Annotated in this window: 8 protein-coding genes; 7 read left to right on the forward strand and 1 reads right to left on the reverse strand. The window is 40.3% G+C overall.

From position 1 onward, the window contains the following. Positions 1–317, reverse strand: a 317-nt coding sequence (locus HMPREF0666_RS12050; RefSeq protein WP_009012642.1) for an IS1182 family transposase, incomplete at its 3' end; no start/stop codon positions are given. Positions 318–742: 425 nt separating this feature from the next. Here HMPREF0666_RS12050 and HMPREF0666_RS12060 point away from each other — a divergent pair. The 7 genes from HMPREF0666_RS12060 (at position 743) to HMPREF0666_RS12090 (ending at position 7,243) form a co-directional block, all read left to right on the forward strand. Then, positions 743–1,909: a PAS domain-containing sensor histidine kinase gene (locus tag HMPREF0666_RS12060; protein WP_009012643.1), complete on the forward strand. Its 1,167-nt coding sequence runs from the start codon at positions 743–745 to the stop codon at positions 1,907–1,909. Positions 1,910–2,260: 351 nt separating this feature from the next. Next, entirely contained in the window at positions 2,261–2,794 is a 534-nt protein-coding gene (locus HMPREF0666_RS12065; protein ID WP_009012645.1) for a DUF177 domain-containing protein, read from the forward strand. Between the two features lie 6 nt (positions 2,795–2,800). Beyond that, a complete protein-coding gene (gene rpmF, locus HMPREF0666_RS12070) occupies positions 2,801–2,986 on the forward strand; it encodes a 50S ribosomal protein L32 (RefSeq protein ID WP_009012646.1) in 186 nt (61 codons plus the stop codon). A 2-nt stretch (positions 2,987–2,988) separates the two neighbouring features. After that, positions 2,989–4,008 carry a beta-ketoacyl-ACP synthase III gene (locus HMPREF0666_RS12075; protein WP_009012647.1) on the forward strand — a complete coding sequence of 340 codons (1,020 nt, stop codon included), beginning with the start codon at positions 2,989–2,991 and terminating at the stop codon, positions 4,006–4,008. Positions 4,009–4,195: 187 nt separating this feature from the next. Continuing rightward, positions 4,196–5,077: a GTPase Era gene (era, locus tag HMPREF0666_RS12080; RefSeq protein WP_009012648.1), complete on the forward strand. Its 882-nt coding sequence runs from the start codon at positions 4,196–4,198 to the stop codon at positions 5,075–5,077. A gap of 430 nt (positions 5,078–5,507) precedes the next feature. Next, positions 5,508–6,821 carry a ribosome biogenesis GTPase Der gene (gene der / locus HMPREF0666_RS12085; RefSeq protein WP_009012649.1) on the forward strand — a complete coding sequence of 438 codons (1,314 nt, stop codon included), beginning with the start codon at positions 5,508–5,510 and terminating at the stop codon, positions 6,819–6,821. A gap of 17 nt (positions 6,822–6,838) precedes the next feature. Further along, complete coding sequence (locus HMPREF0666_RS12090) at positions 6,839–7,243, forward strand: hypothetical protein (RefSeq protein ID WP_009012650.1); 405 nt, start codon at positions 6,839–6,841, stop codon at positions 7,241–7,243. Positions 7,244–7,743: the final 500 nt, after the last annotated feature.

Below are 7,743 nucleotides of genomic sequence, written 5' to 3' on the forward strand. Positions count from 1 at the left end.
ATTGATGGTATAAAATCAGGCTGCTCATATCCTGCCAGATAGATGAAATGAATGTCACGCTTGAGGAGCGACTCTATACGACGGCAGGAATAGATATTATTCATGTAGGCGTAAAGAATCACCTTGAGCATCATTTGTGGATGATAAGGCTTGCGACCACTGGGCTTATAAAGCTTGTAGACATTATCCAACATAAGATTATCCACCAAGGCATCTAAAAGACGAACAGGGTCATCTTCTGCGATATCCTTATCGATTCTTTGAGGAAAAAGAATCATTTTCCTGTGTATGTAAGAACGAAAGTGTACCTTTGTCATAATGAGATTTTTTTGTATGCCTAAAGGTACAAAAACTTTAGGAAATAGCAAAGCCCTGGCTTGAGAAAGTCGGGGCTTTGTGCATAGAAAAGAGGATGTGTACATTTTGACACACCCTCTCTTTTTTTGTTGTTGGTGAGTGATGGAAGAGTTTTACAAGGGATGGTTATTAGGCTAATGGGCCTTATATGGCTTATAAGTCTAAGGGGCTATGGGCTTAATAGTATGGGGCTGATATGCCTAATGGGCCTTATAGAGCCTATAAGTCTAATGGGGCTAATAAGGCTTATAACTCTAATTGGGCTAATTAGCCTAATAGTTTTAGGATAATAAGTTAAATTTACTAATTAAGCTTGTTGAGTAATTTGTTATAGGATTAAGTCATTTTTTATAATATTCTTTTATTCTTTTCGTTAATTCTTTATATGCAGTGGACCGATAGGATTCGACAAGTAAAGATTTTCTTAGTAGTTGCAGCAATTCTTATAGCTGTAGCCTCTTTACTTGTGTCACGTTCTTTGACACATGACTTGGCTGAACAGGAGAAGAGTAAGATGCAGGTGTGGGCAGAAGCGATGAAATCATTAAGTGCTGCAGATGAAAACACTGATTTAAGTCTTGTTTTGAAAGTTTTAGACGAGAATCATACTATTCCTATTGTTGTGTTGAATAACGAAGGAGTTGTCACAGAATATCGTAATATAGAGATTAAGGCACGAAATGCTAAAGATAGTATTGCGTTTATAACTTCATACGGGCAACAGATGAAGGCATCTGGACAGGTAATTCGTATTTCTTTGAGTAAGAATCATCATGATTATATAGATGTATGTTATGACGATTCTTTGATGTTAAAGCGTATTGCCGTTTATCCATACGTACAGTTAGGAGTGGTACTATTATTTGTTATTGTTGCTATTTTTGCTTTATTGACTTCGAAGCGTGCGGAGCAAAATAAAGTTTGGGTGGGATTAAGTAAAGAAACTGCGCACCAATTGGGCACACCTATTTCTTCCTTAATGGCTTGGTCGACAATCTTGAAAGAAACTTATCCAGACGATGAACTCTTGCCTGAGATGGATAAGGATGTAAAACGATTACAACTGATAGCAGATCGTTTTTCAAAGATTGGGTCAATTCCTGAACCCGTTCCATCCTGTTTGAATGAGGTTCTTATCCATGTTGTTGATTATATGGATCGTCGTACCTCAAAGAAGATTGAGATGAAGACAGAGCTACCTAATGAAGATGTTATCATTAATATGAATGCATCCCTCTTTGAGTGGGTAATTGAGAATCTATGTAAGAATGCTGTTGATGCGATGGGGGGAAAGTTAGGTCGTATAACGTTACGTCTGGAAGAGACAGACAAGCGTGCTATCGTTGAAGTAAGTGATACGGGTAAAGGTATAAAAAAGAAAGATATAAGTAATGTGTTTCGACCTGGCTTTACAACCAAGAAGCGAGGCTGGGGCTTAGGTTTGAGTCTCGCTAAACGTATAATAGAGGAGTATCATCATGGAAAGATATATGTTAAAAACTCAGAAATAGGTAAAGGTACCACCTTTCGAATAGAACTTCGAAAGAGGTAAGACTCCATGTTCTGAATTTCTCTTCATGATAAAAAATTTTTTTTCATGAGAATAAATGTTTTTGTTCATGAAGAAAAACACTTTTTTATACGAAAGTAATTAAGATATAGCAATCAAAGGTCTTAATTTTTATTGCTTATCGACCCATAGACAGGATGTGGTAGGTACTCTGTTAGAACCTTCGTTATAAATGAAAAATCACTTTGTCTTTCAATGAATAGACTACACAAAACATCATTTGATTATGGGTATAAGCGAAAGAGTATAATAAGACTTACACATGTGTTCTTACTTTTTTTACTTATAATTTGCTTATAATCAGAAAAATATTCGTAACTTTGCAACCCAATTATGGACTTAGAAACCCTTAAAATAGATTTGAAGGGTCAGGAAGAAGGTGTTAATCACCTTGAGTTCGACCTGGATGACGCTTACTTTAAGGCAGTTGACGCTCCTGAAGTGAGTCAAGGATGTGTGCATGTATCTCTTGATATTGTGCGCACAGGAGATGATTTCTTTACCCTTGATTTCCATGAGGCAGGTACGGTAATGGTTCCGTGCGATATATGTCTCGACCCAGTAGAGCAGCCAATAGAGACAATACAACGTCTCGAAGTTAAGTTAGGAAAAGAAAACTCAGAAGAGGACGACCTTGTAACGGTGGCCGAGGACGAAGGAATACTCGATGTTGCATGGTACCTCTACGAATTCATAGCTCTCGCAATCCCTATCAAGCATGTGCATGCACCTGGAAAATGCAACCCTGCTATGGTACGAGCTCTTGAGGAGTATTCTGCCGCCCGAAGCGGTGAGGAAGACGAGCAGGCGATGGATCCGCGCTGGGAAGCTCTATTAAAATTGAAAAATAAAATATTAAACGTTTAAAGAATTATGGCACATCCAAAAAGAAGACAGTCAAAGACTCGTACACTCAAGAGAAGAACTCACGATAAGGCAGTAGCTCCTACATTGGCATTATGCCCTAATTGTGGTGCTTATTATGTTTATCACACAGTTTGCCCAACTTGTGGTTACTATCGCGGTAAGGTTGCTGTCGTAAAAGAAACAGCTGAATAAGCATGAGTAATATCAATGCGATTATAACAGGTGTCGCTGGATACGTGCCAGACTATGTCCTCAACAATGAGGAATTGTCTCGTATGGTTGATACCAATGACGAGTGGATTACTACTCGTACAGGTATCAAGGAGCGCCGCATCCTTACGGAGGAAGGCCTCGGTACGTCTTATATGGCACGTAAAGCAGCAAAGCTCCTGATGACGAAGACAGGTGCTGATCCAGATAGTATTGATGCTGTCATTGTTGCTACAACGACTCCTGACTATCCGCATCCTTCCACAGCCTCTATCGTTTTAGGAAAGCTTGGACTAAAGAATGCGTTCGCATTTGACTTAGCTGCTGCTTGTTGCGGTTTCATGTATGCACTCGATGTAGCTTGCAATATGATCCAGAGTGGTCGTCATAAGCGTATCATTGTTATCGGTGCTGATAAGATGTCAGCAATAACTGATTATCGTGATCGTGCGACATGTCCTCTTTTCGGTGATGGTGCAGGTGCTATCATGTTAGAAGGAACAACGGAAGAGGGTATTGGTATGATTGATTCTTATCATCGTACAGATGGTAAGGGCCTTCCATTCCTCCACGTAAAGGCTGGTGGTTCAGTTTGTCCTTCTTCAAGTTTTACGGTTGATCATCGTTTGCATTATACCTACCAGGAGGGGCGCACTGTCTTCCGTTATGCTGTAACGGCAATGGGCGAAGATTGCGCAACACTGTTGGAGCGCAATGGCTTGACACAGAACGATATTGATTATGTAGTTTGTCATCAGGCGAACCTTCGTATCATCGAGGCTGTTGCAAAACGCATAGGTGTCCCAATGGAGAAGGTGTTGGTTAACATTCAGCGTTATGGTAATACCAGTGCTGCTTGTATGCCACTTGTTCTTTGGGATTATGAGTCACAACTGAAGAAGGGTGATAAGATTATATTCACTGCCTTCGGTGCAGGTTTCGTTAACGGTGCAGCTTACTTTAAGTGGGCATACGACGGTGCCTCTGCGGCGGTTAAGAAGTAAAGACTTTAAGTTATCATACAAAGAGCGCATCTTTCTTTCATAATAAGATAGGTGCGCTTTTCTATTAAAATCGGATTAAGAATATGGTTGTTGAGATATTGTCTCACGTCCGTTTCTTAAGTTAATATTATAACAGAACTTTTCAAAAGTCCCTTCTTTTAGGAAGAGATGGTCGGATATAGTATATATGCACAAAGCAGGATTTGTAAATATCGTAGGTAATCCAAATGTCGGAAAGAGTACACTGATGAATCAACTCGTTGGTGAGAAACTCAGTATAGCTACTTTCAAGGCTCAGACAACACGTCATCGTATAATGGGAATTGTCAACACAGAGGATTCGCAGATCGTTTTCTCAGATACGCCAGGAGTGTTGAAACCCAATTATAAGATGCAGGAGATGATGCTTCAATTCTCAGAATCAGCTTTGGCAGATGCTGATATCTTACTTTATGTGACCGATGTTATAGAAGATCCTGAGAAGAATATGGACTTTCTTGAAAAGGTTGCAAAGATGTCAATACCAGTCATCTTACTTATCAATAAGATTGATGAGAGTGATCAGAAGAAGCTTGGCGACCTTGTGACGAAGTGGCATGGACTGTTACCAAATGCTGAGATACTTCCCATCTCAGCTAAGAATAAGTTTGGTACAGATATTCTCTTGAAGCGTGTTCACGAACTATTGCCTGAGAGTCCAGCCTTCTTTGATAAGGACCAGTTGACAGATAAGCCTGCAAAGTTCTTCGTTTCAGAGATTATTCGAGAGAAGATTCTGCGCTATTACGATAAGGAGATCCCTTATTCCGTTGAGGTTGTTGTTGAGAGCTTCAAGGAGGATGACCGCCAAATCCATATCAATGCGGTCATTTATGTGGAACGTAATAGTCAAAAGGGAATAATCATTGGACATCAGGGTATGGCTCTCAAGAAGGTGTCTACTGAGGCTCGTAAGAGTTTGGAACGTTTCTTTGATAAGAAGATCTTCCTTGAGACCTTCGTGAAAGTGGATAAGGACTGGCGTAACTCACAGAAGGAACTAAAGCATTTCGGTTATAATCCGGAGTAGAAAAGGGGCCTCATCGATCCCTTGGAAGGAGAGGAAAGCCTAAATAGGATAGGCTGGGAGGGGTCTTCTTAGGCAAAATGGCCTAATAATGCTAATAAGCCTTATGGGCCTAATGAGACTAATAAGCGTCTTAGGCTAATAGGGCCAATTAGGCTGATAAGGCTAATGAATGTCTTAGGCTAATAGGGCCAATTAGGCTAATAAGGCTAATAAGAAAATAAAGCAAATAAGCCCAATAAGGTTTATAGCCTACCTTTATAATAAGAGAAAATCGCCCTAACTGCTTAGTAGGGTACACTCTCGCACGATGCGAGGGCTGGGGAATGGTCATCCTCGGCAAATATTCATCGGATGCCTGACCACATCTGGGCCTTCTCATGGTAGTAATAAAGCTATTCAAGAGTTATGAGGAGGGAAAAGACCAATATAAATGGCAAATTTAGTAGCTATCGTAGGACGCCCAAACGTAGGTAAGTCCACTTTATTCAATCGATTAACCCAAACACGTCATGCAATTGTAAGTGATACTGCAGGTACCACACGCGACCGTCAATATGGTAAGTGTCAATGGAACGGACGTGAGTTCTCTGTCGTAGATACTGGTGGTTGGGTTGTGAAGTCAGATGATATTTTTGAAGATGCAATCCGCAAACAGGTTCTTGTGGCAACTGAAGAGGCCGACCTTGTACTCTTTGTTGTTGATACGGAGACCGGTATTACCGACTGGGATGAGGATGTTGCATTGATTCTTCGACGCACCAAACTACCTGTACTCCTTGTAGCCAATAAGGTAGATAACAGTGGTGAGTATTATCAGGCAGCCGAATTCTATAAGCTTGGTTTAGGTGATCCTATCTGTATCAGTGCTGCCACGGGTGGAGGAACAGGTGATTTGCTCGATACACTACTTGAGAATCTAAAAGATGCACCAGATGAAATCGTAGATCAAGATATCCCTCGTTTTGCAGTTGTAGGTCGTCCTAATGCAGGAAAGTCAAGTCTTATCAATGCCTTCATTGGTGAAGACCGTAATATAGTGACCGAGATAGCAGGTACAACACGTGATAGTATCTATACACGTTACACTAAGTTTGGTTTTGATTTCTATCTTGTTGATACTGCCGGTATCCGTCGTAAGAACAAAGTAACCGAGGACTTGGAGTTCTATAGTGTGATGCGTTCTATCAGAAGTATTGAGAATGCGGACGTATGTATTCTTATGTTGGATGCAACTCGAGGCATTGAGTCACAAGATATGAATATCTTTCAGCTCATACAGCGTAACAACAAGAGTCTTGTTGTCGTTGTGAATAAGTGGGACTTGGTACAGGATAAGACGCAGAAAGTCATCGACACCTTTGAAAATGCTATTCGTAGCCGTATGGCACCATTCGTTGATTTCCCAATTATCTTTGCTTCAGCACTGACCAAACAACGTATCTTTAAGGTTCTTGAAACAGCAAAGCAAGTATATCAGAACCGCACAATACATATTGGTACAACGAAGTTAAACGAGGTCATGCTTCCTATCATCGAGGCAACCCCACCACAGTCTGTGAAGGGTAAGTATATCAAGATTAAGTATTGCTCACAGCTTCCAAACACACAGATTCCATCTTTCGTATTCTATGCGAACCTCCCACAATATGTCAAGGAGCAGTATCGTCGCTTCTTAGAGAATAAGATTCGTGAGAACTGGAACCTTCATGGTTGTCCAATCAATGTGTTTGTTCGTCAGAAGTAGCTGTAGGAGGAATGTCAATGAAACGAGTTCTGTATTCTTTTCTTCTTGTTTTACCATGCTTGTTATTGGCATGTAGCAAGAAGAAGGATGAGATAGATCACGGTAGACTGGCTGGTCAGGCTGCCAAGCACTATTACGAGCAATTATTGAAAGGTAAGTATGATGCCTTTTTAAATGGTGAAAATCGTGTAGAGAAATTGCCTGATAGTTATCGTAAACAGCTTTTGATTAATTTCCGTCAGTTCGTTGAGCAGCAGAAAGAAGACCATAAAGGTGTCGACTCAGTATCTTTGACTTCATCAGTGTTCTCTGCCAAGGACAGTACAGCCAGTGCCTTCCTACTTTTCCATTATGGTGACAAGACAACCGAGCAGTTTGTTGTACCAATGGTGAAGGTGCATGGAAAATGGTTGATGAGATAGTTCTATCGTTTACATATAAAGGGGATTGCTGATAAAAGGCAATCCTCTTTTTATTTGTCATCCGCTTTGTGTTAGGTTACAAAACAGGTTCTTCCGTTAAATGTGTGGACGCTTTTCGTAGTGCTTTAACGTAAGAGCCAAAGTTACTCATTAAACAAAAATATGGCTGAGACAGTCAACTATCTATCCTCTTTTCATCCTCTTTCATTGAAAATCTTTTCGTTTTAAGACTTCGAAAATCTGCAGACAAGAGTTTGAAAAATCATTACATAATTTCAAAGAAAACACCTATAACTAACGGCAAAAATACACACATGAAGCAGGTTTGCAATCAACAGGATATCAATTAGTTACCAGGTATAAAGTAAAAGGTGCTTAGTTGGGCTTCAAAAGGGCGTTAGCAAGGGTCTTAAAGAGCATCTTTTGCAAGCCAAAAGGGCGTCTTTTAGAAGCCAAAAGAGCATGTATTGGGTTTGAGCTGTACAAAATAGTTTACAAAC

This window comes from Prevotella sp. C561 (genome assembly GCF_000224595.1).
Taxonomy (GTDB): Bacteria; Bacteroidota; Bacteroidia; order Bacteroidales; family Bacteroidaceae; genus Prevotella; species Prevotella jejuni.

Bases quoted from the DNA above. Each gene is read 5' to 3' on its own strand.
- der (WP_009012649.1), top strand. From the start codon at position 5,508: ATGGCAAATTTAGTAGCTATCGTAGGACGCCCAAACGTAGGTAAGTCC.
- era (WP_009012648.1), top strand. From the start codon at position 4,196: ATGCACAAAGCAGGATTTGTAAATATCGTAGGTAATCCAAATGTCGGA.
- HMPREF0666_RS12075 (WP_009012647.1), top strand. From the start codon at position 2,989: ATGAGTAATATCAATGCGATTATAACAGGTGTCGCTGGATACGTGCCA.
- HMPREF0666_RS12060 (WP_009012643.1), top strand. From the start codon at position 743: ATGCAGTGGACCGATAGGATTCGACAAGTAAAGATTTTCTTAGTAGTT.
- HMPREF0666_RS12065 (WP_009012645.1), top strand. From the start codon at position 2,261: ATGGACTTAGAAACCCTTAAAATAGATTTGAAGGGTCAGGAAGAAGGT.
- rpmF (WP_009012646.1), top strand. From the start codon at position 2,801: ATGGCACATCCAAAAAGAAGACAGTCAAAGACTCGTACACTCAAGAGA.
- HMPREF0666_RS12090 (WP_009012650.1), top strand. From the start codon at position 6,839: ATGAAACGAGTTCTGTATTCTTTTCTTCTTGTTTTACCATGCTTGTTA.